Source organism: Vibrio sp. B1ASS3 (assembly GCF_905175355.1).
GTDB lineage: Bacteria > Pseudomonadota > Gammaproteobacteria > Enterobacterales > Vibrionaceae > Vibrio > Vibrio owensii.
In genome coordinates, this window is sequence record NZ_HG992743.1 from 198,634 (window position 1) to 221,615 (window position 22,982).

At 46.9% G+C, this 22,982-nt stretch carries 20 protein-coding genes; 12 read left to right on the forward strand and 8 right to left on the reverse strand.

All coding sequences use genetic code 11. From position 1 onward, the window contains the following. Window positions 1-21: 21 nt before the first annotated feature. The 6 genes from KJB05_RS19335 (at window position 22) to atzF (ending at window position 8,555) form a co-directional block, all read left to right on the forward strand. Window positions 22-852 carry an ABC transporter permease gene (locus KJB05_RS19335; RefSeq protein WP_208444013.1) on the forward strand — a complete coding sequence of 277 codons (831 nt, stop codon included), beginning with the start codon at window positions 22-24 and terminating at the stop codon, window positions 850-852. Further along, entirely contained in the window at window positions 845-1,630 is a 786-nt protein-coding gene (locus tag KJB05_RS19340) for an ATP-binding cassette domain-containing protein (RefSeq protein WP_208444012.1), read from the forward strand. Before KJB05_RS19335 ends, KJB05_RS19340 begins: the two co-directional genes overlap by 8 nt. A gap of 10 nt (window positions 1,631-1,640) precedes the next feature. Continuing rightward, window positions 1,641-2,399, forward strand: coding sequence for an urea amidolyase associated protein UAAP1 (locus KJB05_RS19345; protein WP_078608801.1), 759 nt, complete (start codon window positions 1,641-1,643; stop codon window positions 2,397-2,399). 11 nt (window positions 2,400-2,410) lie between these two features. Continuing rightward, window positions 2,411-3,049, forward strand: a complete 639-nt coding sequence (locus KJB05_RS19350) for an urea amidolyase associated protein UAAP2 (RefSeq protein ID WP_038895845.1) — start codon at window positions 2,411-2,413, stop codon at window positions 3,047-3,049. Window positions 3,050-3,142: 93 nt separating this feature from the next. Continuing rightward, window positions 3,143-6,733 (forward strand): urea carboxylase, encoded by a 3,591-nt coding sequence (gene uca, locus KJB05_RS19355; RefSeq protein WP_208444011.1) that lies wholly within the window; start codon window positions 3,143-3,145, stop codon window positions 6,731-6,733. A 19-nt stretch (window positions 6,734-6,752) separates the two neighbouring features. Next, window positions 6,753-8,555: an allophanate hydrolase gene (atzF, locus tag KJB05_RS19360; RefSeq protein WP_208444010.1), complete on the forward strand. Its 1,803-nt coding sequence runs from the start codon at window positions 6,753-6,755 to the stop codon at window positions 8,553-8,555. Between the two features lie 94 nt (window positions 8,556-8,649). Here atzF and KJB05_RS19365 read toward each other — a convergent pair whose 3' ends face one another. After that, window positions 8,650-9,558, reverse strand: a complete 909-nt coding sequence (locus tag KJB05_RS19365) for a LysR family transcriptional regulator (RefSeq protein WP_050913267.1) — start codon at window positions 9,556-9,558, stop codon at window positions 8,650-8,652. Window positions 9,559-9,706: 148 nt separating this feature from the next. Here KJB05_RS19365 and yjjG point away from each other — a divergent pair, with 148 nt between their 5' ends. Continuing rightward, window positions 9,707-10,381 carry a pyrimidine 5'-nucleotidase gene (yjjG, locus tag KJB05_RS19370; protein WP_208444009.1) on the forward strand — a complete coding sequence of 225 codons (675 nt, stop codon included), beginning with the start codon at window positions 9,707-9,709 and terminating at the stop codon, window positions 10,379-10,381. A gap of 86 nt (window positions 10,382-10,467) precedes the next feature. On the opposite strand, the gene KJB05_RS19375 is transcribed toward yjjG, so the two are convergent. Further along, complete coding sequence (locus KJB05_RS19375) at window positions 10,468-10,959, reverse strand: hypothetical protein (RefSeq protein WP_005442324.1); 492 nt, start codon at window positions 10,957-10,959, stop codon at window positions 10,468-10,470. Between the two features lie 259 nt (window positions 10,960-11,218). Between KJB05_RS19375 and KJB05_RS19380 the strand changes: the two genes are divergently transcribed. After that, window positions 11,219-11,758 (forward strand): NUDIX hydrolase, encoded by a 540-nt coding sequence (locus KJB05_RS19380; protein WP_171370708.1) that lies wholly within the window; start codon window positions 11,219-11,221, stop codon window positions 11,756-11,758. A gap of 122 nt (window positions 11,759-11,880) precedes the next feature. Here KJB05_RS19380 and KJB05_RS19385 read toward each other — a convergent pair whose 3' ends face one another. After that, window positions 11,881-12,291, reverse strand: coding sequence for a hypothetical protein (locus KJB05_RS19385; protein ID WP_208444008.1), 411 nt, complete (start codon window positions 12,289-12,291; stop codon window positions 11,881-11,883). 35 nt (window positions 12,292-12,326) lie between these two features. Further along, the gene (locus KJB05_RS19390; protein ID WP_208444007.1) at window positions 12,327-12,647 is read right to left on the reverse strand and encodes a DUF4377 domain-containing protein; all 321 of its coding nucleotides are present in this window, start codon (window positions 12,645-12,647) and stop codon (window positions 12,327-12,329) included. A gap of 259 nt (window positions 12,648-12,906) precedes the next feature. Here KJB05_RS19390 and KJB05_RS19395 point away from each other — a divergent pair, with 259 nt between their 5' ends. Continuing rightward, window positions 12,907-13,410, forward strand: coding sequence for a hypothetical protein (locus KJB05_RS19395; protein ID WP_009705070.1), 504 nt, complete (start codon window positions 12,907-12,909; stop codon window positions 13,408-13,410). Here the strand turns inward: KJB05_RS19395 and KJB05_RS19400 are convergent. The 4 genes from KJB05_RS19400 to rpiB all read right to left on the reverse strand — a co-directional run bounded on the left by KJB05_RS19400 (window position 13,407) and on the right by rpiB (window position 18,850). After that, the gene (locus KJB05_RS19400) at window positions 13,407-14,258 is read right to left on the reverse strand and encodes a DUF3626 domain-containing protein (RefSeq protein WP_208444057.1); all 852 of its coding nucleotides are present in this window, start codon (window positions 14,256-14,258) and stop codon (window positions 13,407-13,409) included. The two genes, KJB05_RS19395 and KJB05_RS19400, sit on opposite strands and share 4 nt — an antisense overlap. Window positions 14,259-14,321: 63 nt before the next feature. Next, window positions 14,322-17,591 (reverse strand): mechanosensitive ion channel domain-containing protein, encoded by a 3,270-nt coding sequence (locus KJB05_RS19405; protein ID WP_244142872.1) that lies wholly within the window; start codon window positions 17,589-17,591, stop codon window positions 14,322-14,324. Window positions 17,592-17,739: 148 nt separating this feature from the next. Continuing rightward, window positions 17,740-18,408 carry a ribulose-phosphate 3-epimerase gene (gene rpe / locus KJB05_RS19410; protein WP_009705067.1) on the reverse strand — a complete coding sequence of 223 codons (669 nt, stop codon included), beginning with the start codon at window positions 18,406-18,408 and terminating at the stop codon, window positions 17,740-17,742. 1 nt (window position 18,409) lies between these two features. Beyond that, the gene (gene rpiB, locus KJB05_RS19415; protein ID WP_005442339.1) at window positions 18,410-18,850 is read right to left on the reverse strand and encodes a ribose 5-phosphate isomerase B; all 441 of its coding nucleotides are present in this window, start codon (window positions 18,848-18,850) and stop codon (window positions 18,410-18,412) included. 256 nt (window positions 18,851-19,106) lie between these two features. On the opposite strand from rpiB, the gene KJB05_RS19420 reads away from it, so the two are divergent. The 3 genes from KJB05_RS19420 to KJB05_RS19430 all read left to right on the forward strand — a co-directional run bounded on the left by KJB05_RS19420 (window position 19,107) and on the right by KJB05_RS19430 (window position 22,902). Further along, window positions 19,107-20,501 carry a sucrose-specific PTS transporter subunit IIBC gene (locus KJB05_RS19420; RefSeq protein WP_005442341.1) on the forward strand — a complete coding sequence of 465 codons (1,395 nt, stop codon included), beginning with the start codon at window positions 19,107-19,109 and terminating at the stop codon, window positions 20,499-20,501. 66 nt (window positions 20,502-20,567) lie between these two features. Then, window positions 20,568-21,968 (forward strand): sucrose-6-phosphate hydrolase, encoded by a 1,401-nt coding sequence (locus tag KJB05_RS19425; RefSeq protein WP_208444006.1) that lies wholly within the window; start codon window positions 20,568-20,570, stop codon window positions 21,966-21,968. Between the two features lie 85 nt (window positions 21,969-22,053). Then, window positions 22,054-22,902, forward strand: coding sequence for an SIS domain-containing protein (locus KJB05_RS19430; RefSeq protein WP_009705064.1), 849 nt, complete (start codon window positions 22,054-22,056; stop codon window positions 22,900-22,902). The last annotated feature ends 80 nt before the right edge of the window (window positions 22,903-22,982 follow it).

Genomic DNA, 22,982 nt, shown 5'->3' on the forward strand with positions numbered 1-22,982 from the left:
GTTATTGGAAATGGAGTTGTTATGACCAAAGTTATCAATCGTTACCCATCGAAGTTTGGGCGTGTCATGTTGGGTGTGATGCCTTTCCTAGTCATGTTGGCGGTTTATGTCACGGCATCCGATGCCCGGTTAGCTGAAAATTCAGCAGACAAGTTACTGCCAGCATTTAGCAGCTTCGCTGACGCCATTGACCGCATGGCCTTTACACCAAGTAAGAGAACGGGCGAATACCTGATGTGGGTAGACACCAGCGCCAGTTTGGTTCGTCTTGGTTGGGGGATAGGGATCAGTGCACTGCTTGGACTTTCGTTAGGGATTGCTACTGGCATCATTCCCTTGGTGCGCTCGTCTTTGTCACCGGTGATTACCGCGGTTTCACTGATTCCACCTATGGCGATTCTACCTATTCTGTTTATCTCGTTTGGTGTCGGTGAAGTATCAAAGGTGGTGCTGATCGTGGTCGGAGTGTGCCCGATCATTATTCGAGACATTCAGCTACGTGTGCAAAGTTTACCTGATGAGCAGCTCATCAAAGCTCAGACACTTGGGGCTAATAGTTGGCAGATCATTGTCCGAGTCATCTTGCCGCAAATCATGCCCAAGTTGATTGAAGCTGTGCGACTCACATTAGGCAGTGCATGGCTGTTCTTAATTGCGGCAGAAGCGATTGTCGCAACAGAGGGCTTGGGTTATCGAATCTTCCTTGTTCGTCGTTATTTATCAATGGATGTGATCTTGCCATACGTTTTGTGGATCACGATTTTAGCCTACTGCATGGATTGGTTATTGCGTTTGGCATCGCAAAAACTGAGCCCTTGGTATCACCAAGCTCAAGGAGAGAATCATGGCTGACCAGCAACCGATTATTGAAATCAAACAAGTGTGGAAAGAGTACGGCGACAACATTGTGCTAGAGCGTTTGAACCTCACGGTGAATCAGGGCGACTTTGTCAGCATTGTAGGTGCTTCAGGGTGTGGAAAAACCACCTTTCTGAATATGTTGTTAGGAACCGAAACACCGTCTAGAGGACGCATACTTTTGGATGGTCAACCTTTGGCTAAAGAACCGAGTGTTGAGCGCGGTATTGTATTTCAAAAGTATTCAGTGTTTCCCCATTTGACCGTACTTGAAAACGTTATGTTGGGCTATGAGTTTGAAGATAAAGGCGTGACCAGTACTTTGTTTGGGCGTTTGCTAGGTGCCAAAAGACAACAAGCAAAGCAACAAGCTCAAGCCATGCTAGAGCAGGTCGGGCTCATTGCGGCTCAAGATAAGTATCCCCATGAGTTATCAGGTGGCATGAGACAACGGCTGTCGATTGCTCAAGCTTTGATTAAGAAGCCAAGAATACTCCTACTGGATGAGCCGTTTGGTGCGCTTGATCCTGGTATTCGAAAGGACATGCACACCTTAGTTAAATCGCTGTGGAAAGAGCAGCAACTCACCGTATTTATAATCACACATGATCTCAGCGAAGGTTTTCACCTTGGTAATCGCCTATGGGTGTTTGACCACACTCGACAAGATGACCAAGCCCCGGAAAGGTTTGGTGCTCAAGTGACGTTTGATATCCCGACGGAGCAAATTGATCAAACGCCTCGAGATCTTATTCTCAAGAAAATCGCATAAGGAACTGAATATGTTAATAGGACAGGACGTGTCTTTTTCCGACACATTACCCGGTGCTGCACACTGGTCTATGGTGGTGCCGAAAGGGCGCACGGTAAGGTTTAAAGACTTAGAAGGCGGAGCAAACTTGAGTGTGTTGTTCTACAACCCAGCAAACCCTCTAGAGCGCTACAATGCGCCAGATACATTGAAGTGCCAACACACCTTTAAACTGTCGACGGGTAACTGTTTATACTCGGATATGGGGCGAATCTTCTGTTCTATCGTTCGTGATGATACCGGATGGATCGATACCGTTTGTGGTGTTGCGAACAAGCAGAAAGTGGCGCAAAAATGGGGGGAAAGAGACTACCAAACTGAGCGAAATCAATGGAAGCAAAATGGCTACGATGCCTTGCTAGTTGAAGTGGCAAAATACGGCTTAGGAAAGCGAGATTTGGCCGCAAACCTTAATCTGTTTAGCAAAGTGGCGACGGATGAAGAAGGCAATCTGGCTTATCACTTAGGCCACAGTAAAGCCGATGACTGTATCGAACTTCGCTTTGAGATGGATACCTTGGTTGTGATGACCACGTGTCCACATCCTCTCAATCCATCAGAGACCTATCCATATAAACCAGTAGAAGTATCCGTGTTTGAGTCGGAGGCGATGTTAGAAAGCGATGCATGCCTAAATCATCGAGAAGAAAATGCGCGCGGTTTTGAAAACAACCGACGCTATACCAATGCTACTCAGCAAGCGTCCTCTCAATCTCATCATCGTTATTAAAGGAGTAAAACATGATCGTAGAAAGCCAATTAATACCAAGTGAAGCGCTCTATCGAGATGTCGTTCCTGCGGGTGACTACTACATGAAGGTGGTCAAGAAAGGCCACACCGTTCGTATTCTAGATATTGAAGGCAACCAAGCGGCGGATGTGCTGTTTTACAATGCGAATGACCCATCAGAACGTTACAGTGCAATGGATACGATACGAGAGCAAGGCAATGTTTACCTCACCGCAGGCACTAAAATTCTCTCAGATCTTGGTAACGTGATGCTTGAAATCGTCGCAGACACATGTGGTAGACACGATACTCTTGGCGGTGCGTGTGCGACGGAAAGCAATACGGTCCGCTATTCGATTGACAAAAAATGCATGCATGCCTGTCGCGACAGCTGGTTACTTGCGGTTTCAGAGAATGAGCACTTTGGCATGAGTAAGCGCGACCTCACTCATAACATCAACTTTTTTATGAATGTGCCTGTCACCGCGGAAGGTGGGTTGACCTTTGCGGATGGGATCAGTGGCGCTGGTAAATACGTTGAGCTCAAAGCCCACATGGACACCATCGTACTCATGTCAAACTGCCCGCAATTAAACAACCCATGCAACGCTTACAATCCAACGCCTGTTGAGGTTCTTGTTTGGCAATAACTCCCAGTAAATGAGCTGAGAAAACGAGCTAGGGACGACCCTATTTGATGCTCTTTATTCTTCCGGGACGACCCGGATTTTAGGGACAAAATTATGTTTAGTAAGGTGTTAATTGCTAACCGTGGTGCCATTGCCTGCCGTGTAATTCGTACATTAAAACAACTCAATATTGGAAGTGTCGCCGTTTACAGTGAGGCCGATGCGCAAAGCCTACATGTTGTCGATGCAGACCAAGCTTTCTCACTTGGAAAGGGTGGAGCATCGGAAACCTATCTCGATCAAGAAAAGATTATCTCTATCGCCAAACAGGCGGGTGCGGAAGCCATTCATCCCGGCTACGGCTTTCTTAGTGAAAACCCAGAATTTGTAGAACGTTGTGAACAAGAAGGGTTGGTCTTTTTAGGACCTACCGCGGAACAAATGCGAGCGTTTGGCTTGAAGCATTCAGCTCGCCGTATTGCAACACAAGCGAAGGTTCCGTTGCTTCCCGGGACGGAGCTTCTCAGTGACAAACAACAAGCACTTATCGCGGCAGAACAGATTGGTTATCCAGTGATGCTGAAAAGTACTGCTGGTGGTGGTGGCATAGGCATGCAATGTTGCTTTTCTAGTGACGAACTGACGGAAGCTTTCGATAGCGTAAAGCGGCTTAGCGCAAACAACTTCAGTAGTGACGGTGTGTTTGTCGAAAAGTTTATCCAGCAAGCTCGTCACATCGAGGTGCAGATTTTTGGTGATGGACGCGGACATGTGGTTGCACTCGGAGAGCGAGATTGCTCAGCTCAGCGACGAAACCAAAAAGTCATCGAAGAAACGCCAGCTCCGAACTTGAGCGAAAGTATCCGAACAGAGCTCCAGAACACGGCAATTCGTCTTGCTAGCAAGGTGAACTATCGAAACGCGGGTACGGTCGAGTTTGTGTTGGACCAACAAACCCAAGCGTTCTACTTTTTGGAAGTGAACACACGGCTGCAAGTCGAGCATGGTGTAACGGAAGAGGTGTTTGATGTTGATCTGGTCGAATGGATGATTCGACAAGGTGCAGAGGCATTCGATCTGGAAAAAGCAGGCACAAACCTAGAATCAAAAGGCCATGCTATTCAAGTTCGACTCTATGCAGAAGACGCCAATAAAAATTTCCAACCTTGTGCTGGTCTATTGAGCCATGTGAACTGGGCGAAGCAAGATAACTTACGCATCGAACATTGGATTGAGGCCGGGGTGGAAGTCTCTCCGTTCTTTGACCCTATGCTTGCTAAAGTCATCGTTCATGCGAAAGACCGAGAGACCGCACTAGCAGAGCTTAAACGCGGCCTAGATAACAGCGTTGTTTATGGCATTGAGCACAACCAAGCTTATCTGAGCCAACTACTCGATAGTGAGTTAGTCAAAAAGGGCGAAGTGCTGACTCAATCTTTAAACAGTTTTGAATTCCAACCTCATACTTTTGATGTGCTCAGTGGCGGGACGCAAACCACGATTCAAGATTACCCTGCACGTACCGGTTATTGGGATATTGGTGTACCACCGTCGGGCCCCATGGACTCATTAAACTTCCGTTTAGCGAACTGCCTTGTTGGAAACCTTGAGTCAGCGGCAGGGCTAGAGATCATAGTGTCTGGTCCAACGCTAAGATTCAATCAGGCCACGTTTATCGCGCTGACTGGAGCAAAGATAGAAGCTTCACTGGATGGTCAGCAAATCGAAATGAAAACCCGAGTAAAAGTGGAAGCGGGACAAGTGTTAAAGCTGGGCAAGGTACTTGATGGAGCTAGAACTTATCTGGCGGTGCATGGAGGAATAGATTGTCCAGAATACCTTGGCAGTCGTTCAACATTTACCCTTGGGCAGTTTGGTGGTCACGCTGGGCGAGCACTTGTGGCTGGTGATGTTTTGCACATCAATAGAGAAGTGTCACAGGCAGAACCAAAGCTAGACGCGATAACACAAACCGAATTCGATGGTGAGTGGCAAATTAGGGTGATTTACGGCCCACATGGAGCACCGGACTATTTCACCCAACAGGATATCGACAGCTTCTTTGACGCAGAATGGAAAGTGCACTTTAACTCCAGTCGTACTGGCGTTCGCCTAATCGGACCGAAACCAAATTGGGCGCGCTCTGATGGTGGCGAAGCAGGTCTACATCCCTCCAATATCCATGACAATGCGTATGCGGTTGGCACGATTGATTTTACTGGGGATATGCCAGTCATTCTGGGGCCTGATGGCCCAAGCTTAGGTGGCTTCGTTTGTCCTGCGACCATCATAAAAGCAGACCTATGGAAAATGGGACAACTCAAGGCGGGTGACAAAATTCGTTTTATTCCGGTGTTGGTGGAAGACGCAGAACATGCGGAGCGCGTGCAACTGGCTCAGATTGAAACGGGCGTGATCAGCGAGCTAGCACTGCAAAAAGTCGAACCTATCTCACCGGTCATCAAAACCATTCCAGCTGACCGCTATGGCGAAGAGGTTATTTATCGTCCAAGTGGCGAAGATTACTTATTGGTCGAATATGGCCCTCAAGTGTTGGATATCCGTCTTCGCTTTCGTGTTCATGCCCTCATGATCAAGTTGCAGCAGAAGCAAATTGTGGGCGTTGAAGAGCTCACTCCGGGGATTCGGTCCCTGCAGATTCACTACGATAACCTTGTGTTACCGAGAGAGCAGTTACTAGCAGAGTTAGAAGCGATTGAAGCTGGGTTAGATAACATTGACCAGTTATTGGTGCCTGCCCGAATCGTGCATTTACCGCTTTCTTGGGACGACGAAGCAACACGACTTGCGATTCGAAAATACGATGAAGTGGTTCGTAAAGATGCGCCTTGGTGCCCTGATAATATTGAGTTTATCCGCCGTATCAATGGCCTCGATTCTGTCGAGGACGTAAAGAAAATCGTCTTTGATGCCAGCTACTTAGTCATGGGACTTGGGGACGTTTATCTTGGAGCTCCAGTGGCAACACCGATGGATCCTCGACATCGCTTGGTCACAACAAAATACAATCCAGCTCGTACTTGGACACCGGAAAATGCGGTGGGGATTGGTGGTGCATATATGTGTGTCTATGGCATGGAAGGGCCGGGAGGATATCAATTTGTCGGGCGCACCTTGCAAATGTGGAACCGCTACCGCCTAACAGAAGCTTTCACTAAACCTTGGCTGTTGCGATTTTTTGATCAGATTAAGTTCTATGAAGTCAGTGCAGAAGAGCTCCTCGATATTCGTGAGAAACACCCACAAGGTCATTATCCAGTGAAAATTGAACAGACTGAATTTTCACTCTCAGATTATCAAGCTTTTCTCGATGAACATGCTGATGAGATCAATGTAAGCAAAACGCGTCAGCAGAAGGCTTTTGAAGAAGAGCGTCAACGCTGGGAAGAGTCAGGACAAGCGAACTTTGTAGCGACAGAAATCGAGCAATCATCTGTGAAAACGGAACTCGCAGAAGGGCAAGAGGCGATAGAAAGCCATGTTGCAGGCAATATTTGGCAAGTGCTTGTTGAGCCGGGACAGATCGTTAAAGAAAACGAGGTCGTGATGATACTTGAAGCCATGAAGATGGAACTAGAAGTGACAGCAAGTGTGTCTGGTGTTGTCGATTCCATTTGTCATGATGCCGGCGCGCAAGTTCATGCTGGTGAGCCACTCCTTGTTGTAAACACGTGTGCCGCATAACGGTTCTAAGGATAGAAATATGAATGATTCAACCGTATCAAATCTCTCTCAATCAGCCCCTTTAACGATTTGTGGTTTGCTAGAGGCTTATCGCTCTGAAGAACTCGACGTTAAAGCGTTTCTAACTGAAAAACTTCAGCAAGTGCGAGAGGATGAGTTTAACTCTTGGATTTCAGTGATTTCAGATGAACAACTGGATGTTTTTCTAAATTACCTAACGGAAAAGGGCAGCCACGACTTACCTCTGTTTGGTGTTCCTTTCGCCATTAAAGACAATATTGATCTCGCCGGATTAGAAACGACAGCGGGTTGTGAAGCATACCGCTATCAACCTTCTGAATCCGCATTTGTTGTTGAACTGCTGATAAAAGCGGGGGCTGTACCACTTGGAAAAGCCAATATGGATCAGTTCGCGACAGGCTTAGTTGGTACTCGCAGCCCTTGGGGGGCAGTGAAAAACAGCTTCGACCCAAGTTATATTTCGGGCGGCTCAAGCTCGGGTAGTGCGGTTTCTGTGGCGACTAACCAAGTCTACTTTTCGTTAGGGACTGACACAGCAGGCTCCGGGCGCGTTCCTGCTGCATTTAATAACCTATACGGTCTAAAGCCGAGTAAGGGTTTGTTGAGTTGCAGTGGCGTTGTTCCTGCCTGTCGAACCTTGGACTGCGTAACTTTCTTTGCAAAGAGTGCAGAGGATCTCAGTGCACTGTATCAAGTCGCTGCTAAATACGATGAGAAGGATTGCTTTTCACGATGTTCTATTGGGCGAAGCTTTGACGACCCGAAAACATTTGCAGGTGTTCGGGTTGGTGTTCCAAACGAAGCGCAATTGAAGTTCTTCGGTAATGATGAGTATCGCAAGCTTTATGCTCAGGCCGTAGCTCGCTTGGAAGCATTGGGTGCCGAGGTGATTCCGTTTGATCTTAAGCCATTTATCCAAGCTGCAGATTTACTCTATCACGGTCCTTGGGTTGCGGAGCGCTATGCCGCGATACAAGAGTTCTTTGAGAGTAATGAAGAAAACTGTTTGGATGTGATTCAAAAGATTGTCGGTGGAGCAAAAACGCTCTCTGCAGCAGAAACCTTTAAAGCCATCTACCAACTTCAAGAATACAAAGTACAGTGTGATCAGTTGATGGATGACATTGATGTTGTTCTTACCCCAACGGCAGGCACCATCTACAAGATTGATGAGGTCAATAACGACCCTATTGCACTCAATACCAACCTTGGTTATTACACTAACTTCATGAACTTGTTGGATTACAGCGCCATTGCGATACCCGCTGGATTCATTGATGAAGGGCTGCCATTTGGCGTGACTTTGTTTGCTCAGGCGTATCAAGATGAAACCTTAATCAACTTGGCTTGTGAGTGGCAAACCATGATGAACTTGCCTCTTGGTGCGACTCAAATTCAGCTTGCTAATCTTGATAGTGTAGATCTGCTGGTGTGCGGGGCGCACATGAAAGACTTAACGCTAAATCATCAGTTGATTGATCTAGGGGCGAATTTCAAGCTACGAACTACAACGTCTGAAAACTACGCGCTTTATTGTCTTGCTGGTGGGCCACCATTAAGACCGGGCTTGGTAAGAATGCCAGAGCAAGGTAAGAGGATTGAAGTCGAAATTTGGCGAATACCGAAACGCCATATTGGAACATTGCTTGAACAAATTCCACACCCGCTAGGGTTAGGTAATGTCGAGTTAGACTCTGGCCAATGGGTGAAGGGCTTCATTTGTGAGCCCATCGCTGTCGATGGCTCAACGGACATTACCCATACTGGCGGGTGGAGAAGTTTTATCGCCGAAACGCTCTAGGTGAATACAATTCTAAAAAATTCTGTACCTAGCAGATTATCTCCCTCAGTTTCATTGCTGTGCTTGTGCTGAGGGAGGTCGCAACATCAATAGATCAGTAGCGATCCCAATACGGTGTATCAGTGCCGAGCTTTTCGCTGATGAAGTCGATGAACACACGTACTTTCAATGGCATATGTTTGCGCTCTGGAAACACCGCATAGATGGCATGCTCAGGGAGAGAGAACTCTTCCATCAGCGGTTTTAAGTTACCGGCTGCAAAGTCTTTCGCGGCGATGAAAGTCGGTAATTGCGCGATGCCAGAGCCTCTTAATAACAGTTGGCGAATTGCTTCGCTGTTGTTGACCACAAAGTTGCCCTTCGGCAGTACCTTGTATTCGTTGCCGCTGTTAATGAACATCCATTCGACCCCGCCTCGGAAATACGAATAACGCAAACAGTTGTGCGTCACTAAATCGCTTGGTTTGGTTGGTACGCCAAACTCTTCTAGGTATTCGGGAGAGGCGCACAGTACGCTTTTACACGGAGCAAGGCGTTTAGCGACAAGGTTAGAAGTTGCAAGTTCACCAATGCGAATCCCCAAATCAAAGCCTTGTTCGACCAAATCCACCATGGCGTCTTCTAGCTGTAAATCCACCTCAATTTTCGGGTAACGTGCGAGAAATTCGCTGATAAGTGGCGCAACGTGCAAAACACCGAAAGACATCGGTGCAGTGATTTTGAGCCGACCTTGCGGTGAACCTTGCAACTCAGAAACGGCATCGACACCTTGTTGAGCTAAGTTGACTGCTTGTGAAGCGTACTCGAAGTATCGACGTCCAGCTTCGGTTAGGCTGAGCTTTCTTGTGGTGCGATTGATCAAGCGAATACCGAGGTCATCTTCGAGTTGGTTGATGCGTTTGCTTATCGCCGATTTAGTCAGGTTTAACTGCTTGGCGGCAAGGGAAAAGCTGCCGCATTCTACGACAGCGACAAATACTGGCAATGACGCAATGGCATTCACGGCGTGCTCCTAGGTTATTGGGTTATCTATTATTAATTTTATTGTTGAGAAAAACGATACAATCATTTTCCAATTATAGAGATTATCTTCAAGAAGAAAACAATTAGACTATGCGGCAGAAAACGACCTGGATATTGGAAAGAAGAAAATGAAATACGATTGGATCTTGTTTGACGCTGACGAAACCTTGTTTCACTTTGATGCCTTCAAAGGTTTGCAGCTGATGTTTTCTCGCAAAGGCGTAGATTTTACCGAGCAAGATTTTGCCCACTACCAAACGGTCAACAAGCCACTTTGGGTAGATTACCAAGATGGCAAAGTGACGGCAGATGAGCTCAAGCACAAACGCTTTACTGAGTGGGCAGCAAAGCTCAACACCACAACGGCGGATCTCAACACTGCATTCCTAGAAGCGATGGCAGACATCTGTACTTTGTTGCCGGGTGCGAAAGAGTTGATGGAAGCGCTGCAAGGTAAAGCCAAAATGGGCATCATCACCAATGGTTTTACCGAGCTGCAAGCGATTCGCCTAGAACGCACAGGTATGAGCGATTACTTCGAGCACGTGGTGATTTCTGAGCAAGTTGGTATTGCTAAGCCGGATCTGGGTATTTTTGAATACGCGATGACGCAAATGGGCAACCCATGTAAGACGCGCGTATTGATGGTGGGTGACAACCTGCACTCTGATATCTTGGGGGGCAACAACTTTGGCATTGAAACGTGTTGGTTGAACACCACAGGCGCAAGTGTGGATGAGCGCATTGCACCAAGCTACACGGTGGAATCGTTGAACGAGCTTAAGAACATCCTTGTGGCTTAAGCGAGCGAATAATCAAAAAAAGCGCTGATTTCTCAGCGCTTTTTTGTTTCTATCGATGCTGCTTTTGTATTCATCGATCTTGCTTATTAGCTAGCGTTGTTTTCCGCCAATTCACGTTGTGCTTGTTGTTCTTTCTCGCCAAGTTTGAAGTAAATCTTACCGACGATGACTTCTGAAATCAGGATAGTAAACACCACCGCAAAGAAGGCGACGACACCGTTCCAAGGACCACTAAAGTCAACCTTGTCACCGAACAGAATGTTAATTGCTTCTAGCATCACGAACTTCGAACCGACCAAGATAACGTAAGTCGAGATACCACGGTAAATCTTAGGTGCCGTACCCGGCTTCGATTTAAAGTACTCTGCGATTTTGTGTTCCGCTTTGATAGACAGCTTCAAGAGCAACTGAAGCAGCAATGCCGCGGCGAAAGAAATCGTAAATGAATCAATGGTTACGAAATCCCAATATTCGTCATAGAAGTTCAGTACCGTAAGGTCTACCAATACCGCCAAGGTATAACCAACAAACAGACGTTGTGGAGTGTTGAAACCGTAGACTTTATCCGATGCGCTCATAAGAACCCTCAATCAATAATGAACAAGTTTGCAAAGCCATGCTTTGCGTCGATGGGTTAACTATATGAGTTCCGCGAACTGAAAACTTGCCATTTCGCGCCATAGTAATCATTGCGATGAATGATTGTTTTGATTGGATATATTGAATACCAATAAGCGTGTTGAATTTGAAAACCGTCTACAAACTGACACGCAAACAGCGTTAGAATGGCTTCTAATCCAATCACTAATTTCGAAGAATCAAGCAGTAAGGACTCTCATGGCAGACATCAAGCAGCTCGACAGCAAAGTGGTGTATCAAAACAAATGGATGACGGTACGTGAAGATAAGATCCAACGCCCTAGCGGAGCAGAAGGCATCTACGGTGTGGTCGACAAGCCAGACTGTGCAGCGATTCTGGCGATCGATAACGGCGTGATTCACTTAGTACAGCAGTTCCGTTACACCGTAGGGCTACGTTGTTGGGAAATCCCACAAGGGGCTTGGGAATCAAATCCAGATGCGGATCATCTTGAGCTAGCAAAAGGTGAGCTTCGAGAAGAGACGGGTATGCAGGCCAATAAGATGGAGTACGTTGGTGCGCAGTTCATCGCTTATGGATTCTTAAACCAGACTTGCCATGTGTATTTCGCGAGTGAGTTAGCCGAAGTGGGCAATCAGCTAGACAGTGAAGAAGAAGACTTGATCACACGCTCGTTCTCAGTTGAAGCGTTCGAGCAAATGATGATAGATGGTGAAATCAAAGACTGCGTCACCATTGCCGCTTATGGTTTGGCGAAATTGAAAGGCTTGGTGTAAGCAAAACGAAGCTACTAAGTTACTCAAGGTGATAAGCTAAAAGGCTCGTGATGAGCCTTTTCGTGTTTAAAATTGAGATGACTTAGCGTCGCTTTTTATTGCCACAGATGCTGGCTTGATTGCTATTCACCGCCACCATCTCCACCGCCGTCTCCTCCATCAGCATCGAAATCATCCGAATCGGTAGCGGGCTGTTGTTTGTGGCTGTCTTGAATCTCCGCGTAAGTCAGTAAAGCACTGATGCTCACAAGATCTGTCGCTTGGTCAAATAAGGCAAGTGAGACTTCTGATTGAAATTCAGCGTGTTCACCTAGCTCTTGGCTTAGGCCCATCGGCACGTAAGCGGCTTGGCTAATCAACATGCCGTATGCGATCAGGGCAAAGGCATCATCTGTCTTACCATTTTCTTTCAGCGCCCAATCGATCTCTTCCTTCGAGTAATCTGCTTTCTCACCATACTCGAGTGCTAGTTTTGGCGTGATGTCCTTTGCGACCTCACGAATTTGGCGGTTTCGTTTCCAACTTCCAAACATAAAACTTCCTTTTCTATGGGTGGTGAACGTTATGGTTATCGCTTCTCTAACACTTCAATCAGCTCATATCGATACAAGCTCGCATCGGCTGGTGCATTCTCTGGAGTAAATCGCTGAGTGCGTTTGATTTTTAAGGTGTACTCGGAACCTGATTCAAATTCAAAGCCGTCGATTTGCTCATAGAAGTAGTTACCATCGACCACCATGCATTTCATTGGCCCAACACCCACACAGTCCACCAGTTCTGGACCTACATTAACGGTCATTACTTTTGCGGTGTCATCGGATTCGTGTTGAGCACAGCCAAATAGCGCTGCTGCCATCATAGGCAACACAACATAGCGTTTTAGATTCATTCTTTGCTCCTTAAAGGGTTACCAAATCATCATAGCAAGCTTGACGAAAAGTGATGGTAAACCCACGATAAAAAAGATAAACCCACCCTAACAATTTTTGCTTGTGTCTGTCTCTAAACGCTGCTTATAGAACCCGCACTGAGGATTCTCGTTGTAGAGACTATTAATCATCGGGAAAAGGGATTGAGAGGATGAGCTTGAACTTTGCGATGGTGGCTTTATAGTATTCCATTCACAAACCTTTTGGCGGAGCAGTAACGTGAAATTATTGGCAGATAAAACGGGTGAGCAGTTCTTGCAGATTTTAGATGAGCAAGGTGACGCGCTAACGGTGCAATTCATCTCCAATGAAGGTGAGCCAAAAGGACAACCATTCAAAGATTCTCTCAAGGGCTTGAAGCTAGCGGGATGGTCTCATCGAACAACGTCGACTGCGATTGGTATCTCTCGATTCAAAAAGGGTTATCTAGAGGATGCACATGTGAGCTTTGCGCTGCATCGTTTGTACCCGTTGGGACGCAAAGTCAAACTGCCAAGCGGCGAGATTGTGCAAATCGCTAGCTACGCCAATACCCACGCAGATGGCTATTACATGTTTGTTCGTCGTGATGATGAGCAAGAGTTGGTGCGCATGAAGATGTCACCAGATTGGCTGTTAATGCCATCAGAGAAGTTACTTGCTCTACCGTATTACCCACGCCCTCGTACTCAACAAGAGCTTAACGTGATCGACGATTTCGACAAATGGGCTGGTGGCTTTTAATCCCCAGTCTGTCGATAATTAAACCCAAATCGCGCTAAGTAGTGCCAGACTTTTTTCAAATCTTGCTCGTCAAACGCTTTTGCTTTTACCGCTTCACCAATAATGCGTGGCGTTAGCATGCCATTTTCTGCAACTTGATTTGCGATGTCTAAAATGGTTTGTCCTCGGTAGTCCGGATAAAGATTGATGTCTTCTATTGAGACACAAAAACCACTGTGCCAACGAATTTCAACTGGCAATTCACGAGCGTAATCTTCTATCTCTGTGCCTTTAAATGAAGGGTCGAGCACCAAGGCTTGAATATCTTCCTCTAAGCGCAAATCGCCGTGGATTTGAGTTTCGATATAGGCGTCCAACCTGTCTGGCGCTTGTGCGTTTAACTCATCCAACAAGGGTTGAACGCGTTCAATGGTCGCGAAGTGCTCAGGCTCGAAAAAGCTATCTGGATAACAGAATGTCGCTCGTTTGCTGATCTCTGGTTTCAATAAGAAGTAGCTCGAACCAAATCTTGGTGAAGCGCCAATTTCTGAACCTGAGAAGTTTAACGCGCCATACTTTGGGCGTTGATTTGGTTGGCTATTATCGTACACACCATCAAACACGCGCTGCTCCCAACGCCAACGCTCCCCACCTTCGTAAGCCGTCAGTCCGCCATTGCTTGTACCAGTTTCAAATTGGGATTTGATCTTTCCATCTTGGGCTATTGCTTTAAGCAGCGGTTCGCCCTTAGAAGTGGTTCGATCGGGATGAAAGTTGATGGTCACTGCGAAAGGATGTGACTGCGGTACTCCTGCGGATTTCGAGCGAATCACATCAAGAGCACGTTGAGTTAATGGATGATCGAACACGACATTGGCCTCTGGTTTTTCTTTCAACTTACCCAGTTTATCCGTGCGGTGCAATTAGGAGATTTAGCTTTTCTCACCATCCTGCGGCCAGTCGCGAACGTGCACATCCATTTGTGGGAAGGCGATTTCGATGTCGTTCTCTTTGAACAGTTTATCGATGTTTTTGTTGATGATGTGAATGGTCGATAAGCGGTGATCGATGGAGTTAATGTGTACACGCAACTCGAAATCCAAGCTGCTTGCCCCGAACGCTAAGAAAAAGACTGACGGAGACGGATCGTTCAGCACTAATGGATGCTCTTCCGCTACTTGATACAACAACTCTTCGACCTTTTCGACATCAGAGCCGTACGCCACGCCAATTGGAATCACAATACGAGTGATTGAATCGGTGAGTGACCAGTTGATGAGCTTTTCGGTAATGAAGGTTTTGTTCGGCACCACAATCTCTTTATTGTCCCAATCGATGATGGTGGTTGCGCGAGTTTGGATTTTACTCACTGTGCCTGATAGGTCATTGATGGTGACGATATCACCAATACGAATTGGGCGCTCAAACAACAAGATCAAACCAGAGATAAAGTTTGCGAAGATTTCTTGTAGACCGAAGCCTAAGCCAACACCAAATGCTGCCACGAGCCATTGTAGGCGCGACCACTGAAAGCCAAGAATGGCGAAAGCAGACAGCACACCCGTCATCAAAATCAGATAGCGAAGCAAAGTGGTCACCGCGTAGCCCGTGCCAGGAGATAACTCTAAACGGCGCAGAATCAGCAGCTCCAGAATACCCGGTAGGTTGCGCACGCCAACAAAGGTAACTAGCAAGGTGATCAGCGCATAAATCAAAGATTGTAGCGTCACGTCAACCAAGGTCGAACTGCCGCTGACCACTTCACTGACTTGCCACACCACCACTTTATCGAGCCAACTGGTCATCTCTAACGCACTCGACCATAAAGTCAGAACCGCAATTACCAAACCAATCAAGGATAAACCGCGCAACAGTGTCATGGATTGTTCGCTGATCTGCTCGCTACCCAAGCCTTGCTCTTCCACTTCCGGGAAGTTTTCTCTGAGTTCGGCAATTTCAGGTGGCTCGTCTGCTTGCTCTTGTTGCTGAGCAATTAATTCTTCACGGCGCGCCAGTAGGCGTTGGTAATTAAGTTGACGGTGTTCGAGTTTGAGCCAGCGCTCGCCAAGCTGATACGTAAACAAGACGCCAAGCACGACAAACAGGGTGAGTTGCTGGTAAATGAGCAACAGCCATGCAGCAATGTACAAACCCATCAACGCCATAATGATGATGGCAATGAAGGAGCCGAGGATCATCACTTTAAGCAGCAACAATCCAAGTCCGCGATTGAGCGGGACAGGCAGTGTCGATGGGATGCGATCAGATTTAAGTAAAGCGCCATACACCATTGTCATGCCGACCATTAGCATCAGGAAGAACAGGCGAGATATTTCTGCTTCTTGGTCACCGGCAACCAATTCTGCAAAGAAGATCAGCAAGAGGAAGAGGGCAAACGGAAAACGCAGGCGGTTACTCTGCTTATGAACATAATCACAAATGCGTTCTGGCCAATTTAGGTGCAGCTCCAACAGGCCTTTTTTCGAACTCATGGCATAAATCAATTCGATCACAAACAAGGCAGAAGCGCTGGCAACAATCAGCATTTTGGATTCGGTTGCGTTGGGAGCAGGCCACAGCCAGAACAGTGCCGCTGCGGTGATGGCATACCAAAGTGGCAGAATCACGGCTCGACACATCGCCATAAACAGCAGTGAAATACTGTTTTGGAAGCGGTCCTTGAGCGGGTGGCCAAACACCTTTTTGTATTCATGACGAAGTCGAGTCGTACGACGAACGAAACGACGCCCCAGATAAAACAACACCAAGGTGTAGAAAACAAACGCACCACCCACCATTTTGAGTTGGTCAGGATTGACCTCATCTTGCAGGGTTTTCAATGGGGTTTTGGTGCCAAACCAAATCTCTTTATCGAAGTCAGTTAGGTGCTGCCAGAAAGGCACATTACTGCGTGTCCAAAGTTGTTGTTCACGTAAGAATGCTCGCGCATTTTCGACTTCGATGGCGTACTGGTTGATGGTCAGTTGCAGTTTTCCCAAGGCGATAATGAGTTTTTCATAATCTTGTGAGAGCTGTTCAACTAACTCGTGTGATAAGGTTTCTAAACGGTCTGGAGTTTTGGCATTGGATTGCGTTGCACGAACGGCATCTTCAAGCGCAAAATCATCCAGCAACTGACTGATTTCGTATTTGCGGATGTGAGCATTGGCGATCTCATCGGGAATGGTCTTGTTTTGAATTTGGTTTGGCAAACGCTGCAGCTGAGCGCGAATCGAGGCGCCAAATGCGGTGCTGTCTCGCAGCCATGAGAGGTTTTCTTTGATTAGGCGCTGTTCTTCCGACAAGCTCCGGCGCTCTGATTCAAACTTTTGCCCAGCAATGCGTGCTTGGTCGATTTCTACCAACACTTGTTCTAGCTCTAACGTGTACTGACGAAGCTGCTCAATGAGTCGTTGTTTCTCCACATCAGATTCATCGGCCTTCGCGCTTAGTTCTCGCGCTTCGGCAATCAAACCTCTTACCGATTCTTGTTCAACTCGGGTGAGCTTGTCTTGCAGTGCAATCAGCATGGGAGAGGCTAACTGAAGCTTCTTCGCCAACAATTGCTGTTCTAATCGCACAAGCTCTGTGCGTTCATCCAAACTTTGTAGTTCAGCTGTCATCACCTCTTTTTGTAACTTAAGGTAGGTGAGATTCGCGGTCTCTAACCATTGTTCTATTTCTGCGCCGTTTTCACTTTTGACCAATGAGGCTTGCTCGATTTGTTGATTCAATTGAGCCAAAGAGACGGGGAGGGAGGTTCTTGCTGCGTTGAGTTGTTTGGTCTTTTCAGCATTCGCTTGTGAAGTGGTGCGCCATTCACTCATCGCTGCCTGAAGTGACGCTATGGATTGCGATAGGTCGCTGTAACTATTGAGCTGCTTGGCCTTGAACATGTCGAGCTTGTCGGCTTCTTCGATTTGTTTGAGAAGACGCTCTCGCTGCAAGGGGAACTGGCTAATGATTTTTCGGTAATCGTCACGCGATGCTTTCTGCGCGTCGAACCCTGTAATTTGATTGAGTAGAGTTTCGTACTGACCAATCAGCGTATCGTTTTTTGGTGACTCCGCGTTCAAGCGTGCGATTTCGCTTTTCAGAAAATCGGTTTCGGGTAGGGTTTGCGCGACGGTGACAAAGGAAATCAGCAATAATAACACAGCGGTTAAGCAACGCAAGCTGCGGGCAAACATCGGCTTTATCATTCCCTTCACACCAACCTCGACTCTGAATTTATTGAGTAGAAATAAGTGTATACGCTAGATGGAATGTACGCCTGTTTTGACAAAAAATCCCCGAGCGCACCAGAAGCCAAGCACTCGGGGATAAACTAAGAAAAGATAGTTGGGGGGGTTAAGCGACCGCTTTTTCGCCAAGGGCGCGTAGGTCTTGCATGGTGTCTGCGTAGCTCTTTGGTTTACCGAACAGACCCGCAGTACCAAGAATAAAGTACTCCACTTTGTCGCTCAGACGTTCAATTACTTCTGGGCTGATCGCGCCGTCGATGGCGATCTTAGTGTTGGTGCCTTTCGCTTCGATCATTTCGATAATACGCTCGATGCGGTTGTAAGCATTCGGAATAAAGGCTTGTCCTGCAAAACCAGGGTTTACCGACATCACCAAAATCACGTCCGTCACATCCAGTACGTCTTCAATCGCGCTCAGTGGTGTGCCCGGGTTGATTGCTAAACCGGATTTAATGCCTTTCGCTTGGATGTTACCGAGTGAACGATGCAGATGCGGTGGTGCTTCTGCGTGGATGTACATCAGTTTAGGGCCCAGTGCTGCAAACAAGTCGATGAACTGGTCTGGGTCCGACAACATTAGGTGCACATCGTATTCGATGTCCGTTAGGTTACGAATCGCTTTGATGTCTTCTGGGCCAAGCGCGAAGTTTGGTACAAAGTGACCGTCCATCACATCAATATGCAGCATATCGACGTTCGCTTTTTCTAGCTCTTTCAGCTCGCTTGCCAACTTAGAGAAGTCGACACACATCATTGAAGGACAAAACTTAGCCATCTTATCGCTCCTCAATTTCTGCAATTTGGTTTACACGGTTCTGATGACGACCACCTTCGAACTTTGCTTCTAACCAGCTATCGATGATCATTTTTGCTAGCTCAATGCCAATAACGCGAGAGCCGAACGCAAGGATGTTGGTGTTGTTATGCTGTTTAGATAGCTGCGCCGTGTATGGGTCGCTACAAACGACTGCGCGAATGCCCGGAACTTTGTTTGCTGCTAGCGAAATGCCAACGCCTGTACCGCAAATCAAAAGACCTTGGTCTGCATCGCCACTTGTTACCGCTTTCGCGACGGCTAAACCGTATTGAGGGTAGTCAGTACGCTCTGCTGAATGCGTGCCGAAATCAATCACTTCAATACCTTTACTTTCTAAGTGTTTGATAACCAATTCTTTATGTTCGATCCCTACGTGATCACAACCGATAGCAATTTTCATATTCGTAACTCTTAAGCGTTCAGATTTGCCTTAAAGTTTACAAATAAAATTACAACTGTAAACGGCGAATTTAATTAAAACTCACCGGAAGTTATTTAAGTTATTGTATTTAAAATAAATAAAAGTTCACAATAAAATTCACATAAATAAAAAATTCACAGAAAGTTTATTTTTGTGATCTCGGTAGAGGCAGAGTCTATGACTTATTGATAGCTTAATAGGCAGTTAATCCATTAATCACGAAACAGGTTTGAATATGTCTTACACGATGATTGCAGAAGAGTTGGTGGGCTCGTTAGGCGGAGAAGAAAACATTGTCTCTGTCGCTCACTGTGCCACTCGATTACGCGTAATGGTTGCCGATGAAAACAAAATTGATAAGAAACGCATCGAAGGCACCGACAAGGTAAAAGGCGCATTTTTTAACAGCGGCCAATACCAAATTATTTTCGGCACCGGAACGGTGAACCGAGTCTTTGAAGCGTTTGAGAACTTAAAGCTGAAGACAGCTTCGAAAGATGAACAACGTAAAGCGGTTGAAAAACAAGGGACGGCTTTCCAACGTGCAATTCGTACGTTTGGTGATGTTTTCGTGCCAATCATTCCAGCGCTTGTTGCGACAGGTTTGTTTATGGGTTTGCGTGGCTTGTTCATGCAGCCAGAGATCTTAGGCTTGTTTGGTCTAACGCCAGAAACCATTCCGCAAAACTTCATTCTTTATACTCAAATTCTGACGGATACTGCCTTCATTTTCCTACCAGCATTGATCGCGTGGTCGGCGGCGCGCGTGTTTGGTGGTTCTCCTTTAATTGGTCTGATTTTGGGTATGATGCTGGTGTCGCCAGCGCTGCCAAATGCATGGTCTGTGGCGTCTGGTGAGCTTGATCCAATCATGTTCTTTGGCTTTATTCCCGTGCTTGGCTACCAAGGTTCGGTCATCCCTGCCTTTATTGCCGGTATGTTGGGAGCAAAACTAGAGCGCCGTATTCGTAACTTCGTACCAGAAGCGTTGGACTTAGTAGTAACGCCATTCCTAACGCTATTGGTGATGATTACGGCTTCTCTATTTGTAATTGGCCCTATCTTCCACTGGTTAGAACTTATTATTCTGCAAGGCGCACAGTTCATGCTGGATCTGCCACTGGGTCTGAGCGGTATCTTGATTGGTGGTCTACAACAAATCGTTGTGATGACGGGTGTTCACCACATCTTCAACCTGCTTGAGATTCAATTGCTGACCAACACTGGCGCAAACGAATTCAACGCAATCATTACCGCTGCAATCGCTGCACAAGGTGCTGCTTGTCTTGCGGTAGGTGTGAAAACTAAAGACAAGAAACTCAAAGCTCTGGCAATGCCATCAACACTATCTGCATTCTTGGGTATCACTGAGCCAGCGCTATACGGTGTGAACCTTCGCTTCTTCAAACCATTCATCATGGGCTTGATTGGCGGTGCAGTTGGCGGCTTCTTCGCAACGGTATTTGGTTTGAAAGCAACAGGCATGGCCATCACGGTCATTCCAGGAGCGCTGCTCTACTTGAATGGTCAAATGCTGGGTTATCTAGCGGTGAACTTAATTGCTATTGGTACGGCATTTACTCTGACTTACCTATTTGGTTACTCAGACAAGATGTTGCAAGACAAGTAATCCCTTGTGTTTTCATCCCCCTGACTTCAGGGGGATTCCTGTTTCTAGATTTTAATTAGGCTTACCATGACAGCAGAACAAACCTACATTAACGACGTGTTGGCGATTGCCTTAAATCAGATGGCAAAACCGCAAGAAGACCCTTACCGTCCGACTTGGCACTTTGCGCCGCAATTTGGTTTATTGAACGACCCAAACGGCTTGGCGCACTTTGCGGGTGAATATCACCTGTTTTATCAATGGAATCCAAAAGCGTGTGCGCATGGCGCGAAAGCATGGGGACACGCCACCAGTAAAGATCTTATTCACTGGCAGCATCAACCTTTGGCGTTAGCACCAACAGAAAACTACGAAACGCACGGCTGTTATTCTGGCTCCGGCTTGGTGGTGGATGGTGCGCTGGAACTGTTTTACACCGGCAACGTGAAATTCGAACAAGGTAGCCGAACCGCTTACCAATGCCGAGCTACGTTAGAGGCGGGCAAACAGGTAGAGAAGCAAGGCATTGTGCTCGACTTACCACAAGGCTACAGCGGCCATGTGCGCGATCCAAAAGTATGGTTGCACGATGGTGAGTACTACATGGTGCTGGGTGCAGAAGCTCTCGATTACAAAGGCAAAGTGCTGTTGTACCGTTCATCAGACCGAAAACAATGGCAGTTTTTTGGTGAAGTATTTGGTGATGGCTGCAATCAACATCAAAGTGATGACTTTATGTTGGAATGCCCAGATCTTTTCCCAATTGGTGACCAATACGCCCTGATCACTTGTCCGAAAAACTGGTTAGAAGTGGACGGTCGTAAAGTGGAAACCTTTGATGTGACCTATCATCTCGGTCAGCTTGATTACCCAACTGCGAGCTTTGAACATGGCGAAGGCGTATTGATGGATCATGGTTTCGACTTTTACGCGCCACAGACGTTTGAAGATGAACAAGGCCGTCGCATTCTCTTTGGGTGGATGGGGAAACCAGATGAGTTCGAATCTTATCAACCTACGATAAAGTTTGGTTGGATTCACCAAATGACTTGCCCGCGAGAGCTGATTCTTCAAGACGGACGCTTACTGCAAAAACCAAGTGCAGAACTCGAATCTTTGCGTTCGCAACTACAAAGCTTTACCAACCAATCACTGCGTTTTTATGGATTGTCTTCTGAGCTGCTGATTGAAGATGTTCCGGCACAGCTGACGATCGATGTTGCCGCCGATTTGAAGTTGCAAGTGACGCCACAAGGGCTAGCAACAATCCGCCGAAATCTGAAAACGGGTGAGTGGGAATCAAAGCAGTGGCAAGGTGAGGTTCGTCATCTACAAATTCTTCGCGACCATTCATGTGTGGAAGTATTTATTAACCAAGGTGAGGCGGTGTCGACATCACGCTTCTTCGGCCAAAACGCACAAGGTGTGGGCTTTGTGATTGAGAGCGAAAGCGCAGTCACGGCAACGCATTGGCAATTAAAGGCATAACCGTAACTGCAAGTGCAGTTACCATGACGAGAGAGCGGTAGCTATGTATAATGATCCGACTGTTTCACAAGGAATGATATTGTCCGTGGATGTCAATCAAGTAATTCCCAATATTCGTATGCGTATGCCTTCACTCACGCGTACCGAACAATCCATTGCGGAAAACTTTCTCAAGCCTCACTTCATGCAGAAGTCGACTTCAATTAAAGAAGTGGCGGAGCGGTTGGGTGTGTCAACGGCGTTGATCGTTAAGGTGTCAAAGAAGCTTGGCTTCAGTGGTTTTAAACAGCTTAAAGACGCGTTAAACGCCCATCATCACTCAGATTCTTACGCGCCAAGTGAGCAACTTCAGCCGGATGATTCTTGCGAGCAGATCGTCACTAAGGTGCTGCAAAACTCCATCAATGCCTTGACGGAAATCCTCAACTTTGTGGATGCCAACATGGTGAGCGCTGCTGCCGAGGCCATCATTAACGCGCGTAACATTGAGTTGTACGCAGCGGGTGGTTCGAACATCATCTGTGAAGATTTCCAGCACAAGCTTTTGCGTTTTGGTATTCGCGCCTCGGTGCCTCGTGACCGTCACTTAATGTTGATGTCGGCTAGCGTGCTGAGTGAAAAAGACGTAGTGCTGGTGGTATCGCATTCAGGTCAAACCGTTGATTTGATGGATGCTGTCCGTCTTGCGAAGCAATCTGGTGCGACGATCATCTCTATCACCAACAACTTCCACGCTGAGTTATCCCAGCTTTCCGATTACCCGCTTTACGCGCCGGCATCGCCAGAGCCATTGCTGGGTAAAAACGGCATCGCGCGCTTGGTCAAACTTGCCATGATCGACAGCTTGTATGCGACCATCGCGAGTAAGATTCCAGATCAAGCGGAAGAGAATTTAGAGAAGACCACCAAAGCGGTAGCGATTCTGCACCGATAAAGGTCGCTGAACGAGGCAAAGCTTCGAGATAAACAGGATTCAAAAGCAATAAAGGCTGACATAACGTCAGCCTTTTTCTT

Excerpts from the sequence above, each read along its gene's own strand:
- KJB05_RS19335 (WP_208444013.1), top strand. The coding sequence starts at position 22 with ATGACCAAAGTTATCAATCGTTACCCATCGAAGTTTGGGCGTGTCATG.
- KJB05_RS19340 (WP_208444012.1), top strand. The coding sequence starts at position 845 with ATGGCTGACCAGCAACCGATTATTGAAATCAAACAAGTGTGGAAAGAG.
- KJB05_RS19345 (WP_078608801.1), top strand. The coding sequence starts at position 1,641 with ATGTTAATAGGACAGGACGTGTCTTTTTCCGACACATTACCCGGTGCT.
- KJB05_RS19350 (WP_038895845.1), top strand. The coding sequence starts at position 2,411 with ATGATCGTAGAAAGCCAATTAATACCAAGTGAAGCGCTCTATCGAGAT.
- uca (WP_208444011.1), top strand. The coding sequence starts at position 3,143 with ATGTTTAGTAAGGTGTTAATTGCTAACCGTGGTGCCATTGCCTGCCGT.
- atzF (WP_208444010.1), top strand. The coding sequence starts at position 6,753 with ATGAATGATTCAACCGTATCAAATCTCTCTCAATCAGCCCCTTTAACG.
- yjjG (WP_208444009.1), top strand. The coding sequence starts at position 9,707 with ATGAAATACGATTGGATCTTGTTTGACGCTGACGAAACCTTGTTTCAC.
- KJB05_RS19375 (WP_005442324.1), bottom strand. The coding sequence starts at position 10,959 with ATGAGCGCATCGGATAAAGTCTACGGTTTCAACACTCCACAACGTCTG.
- KJB05_RS19380 (WP_171370708.1), top strand. The coding sequence starts at position 11,219 with ATGGCAGACATCAAGCAGCTCGACAGCAAAGTGGTGTATCAAAACAAA.
- KJB05_RS19385 (WP_208444008.1), bottom strand. The coding sequence starts at position 12,291 with ATGTTTGGAAGTTGGAAACGAAACCGCCAAATTCGTGAGGTCGCAAAG.
- KJB05_RS19390 (WP_208444007.1), bottom strand. The coding sequence starts at position 12,647 with ATGAATCTAAAACGCTATGTTGTGTTGCCTATGATGGCAGCAGCGCTA.
- KJB05_RS19405 (WP_244142872.1), bottom strand. The coding sequence starts at position 17,591 with ATGATAAAGCCGATGTTTGCCCGCAGCTTGCGTTGCTTAACCGCTGTG.
- rpe (WP_009705067.1), bottom strand. The coding sequence starts at position 18,408 with ATGGCTAAGTTTTGTCCTTCAATGATGTGTGTCGACTTCTCTAAGTTG.
- rpiB (WP_005442339.1), bottom strand. The coding sequence starts at position 18,850 with ATGAAAATTGCTATCGGTTGTGATCACGTAGGGATCGAACATAAAGAA.
- KJB05_RS19420 (WP_005442341.1), top strand. The coding sequence starts at position 19,107 with ATGTCTTACACGATGATTGCAGAAGAGTTGGTGGGCTCGTTAGGCGGA.
- KJB05_RS19425 (WP_208444006.1), top strand. The coding sequence starts at position 20,568 with ATGACAGCAGAACAAACCTACATTAACGACGTGTTGGCGATTGCCTTA.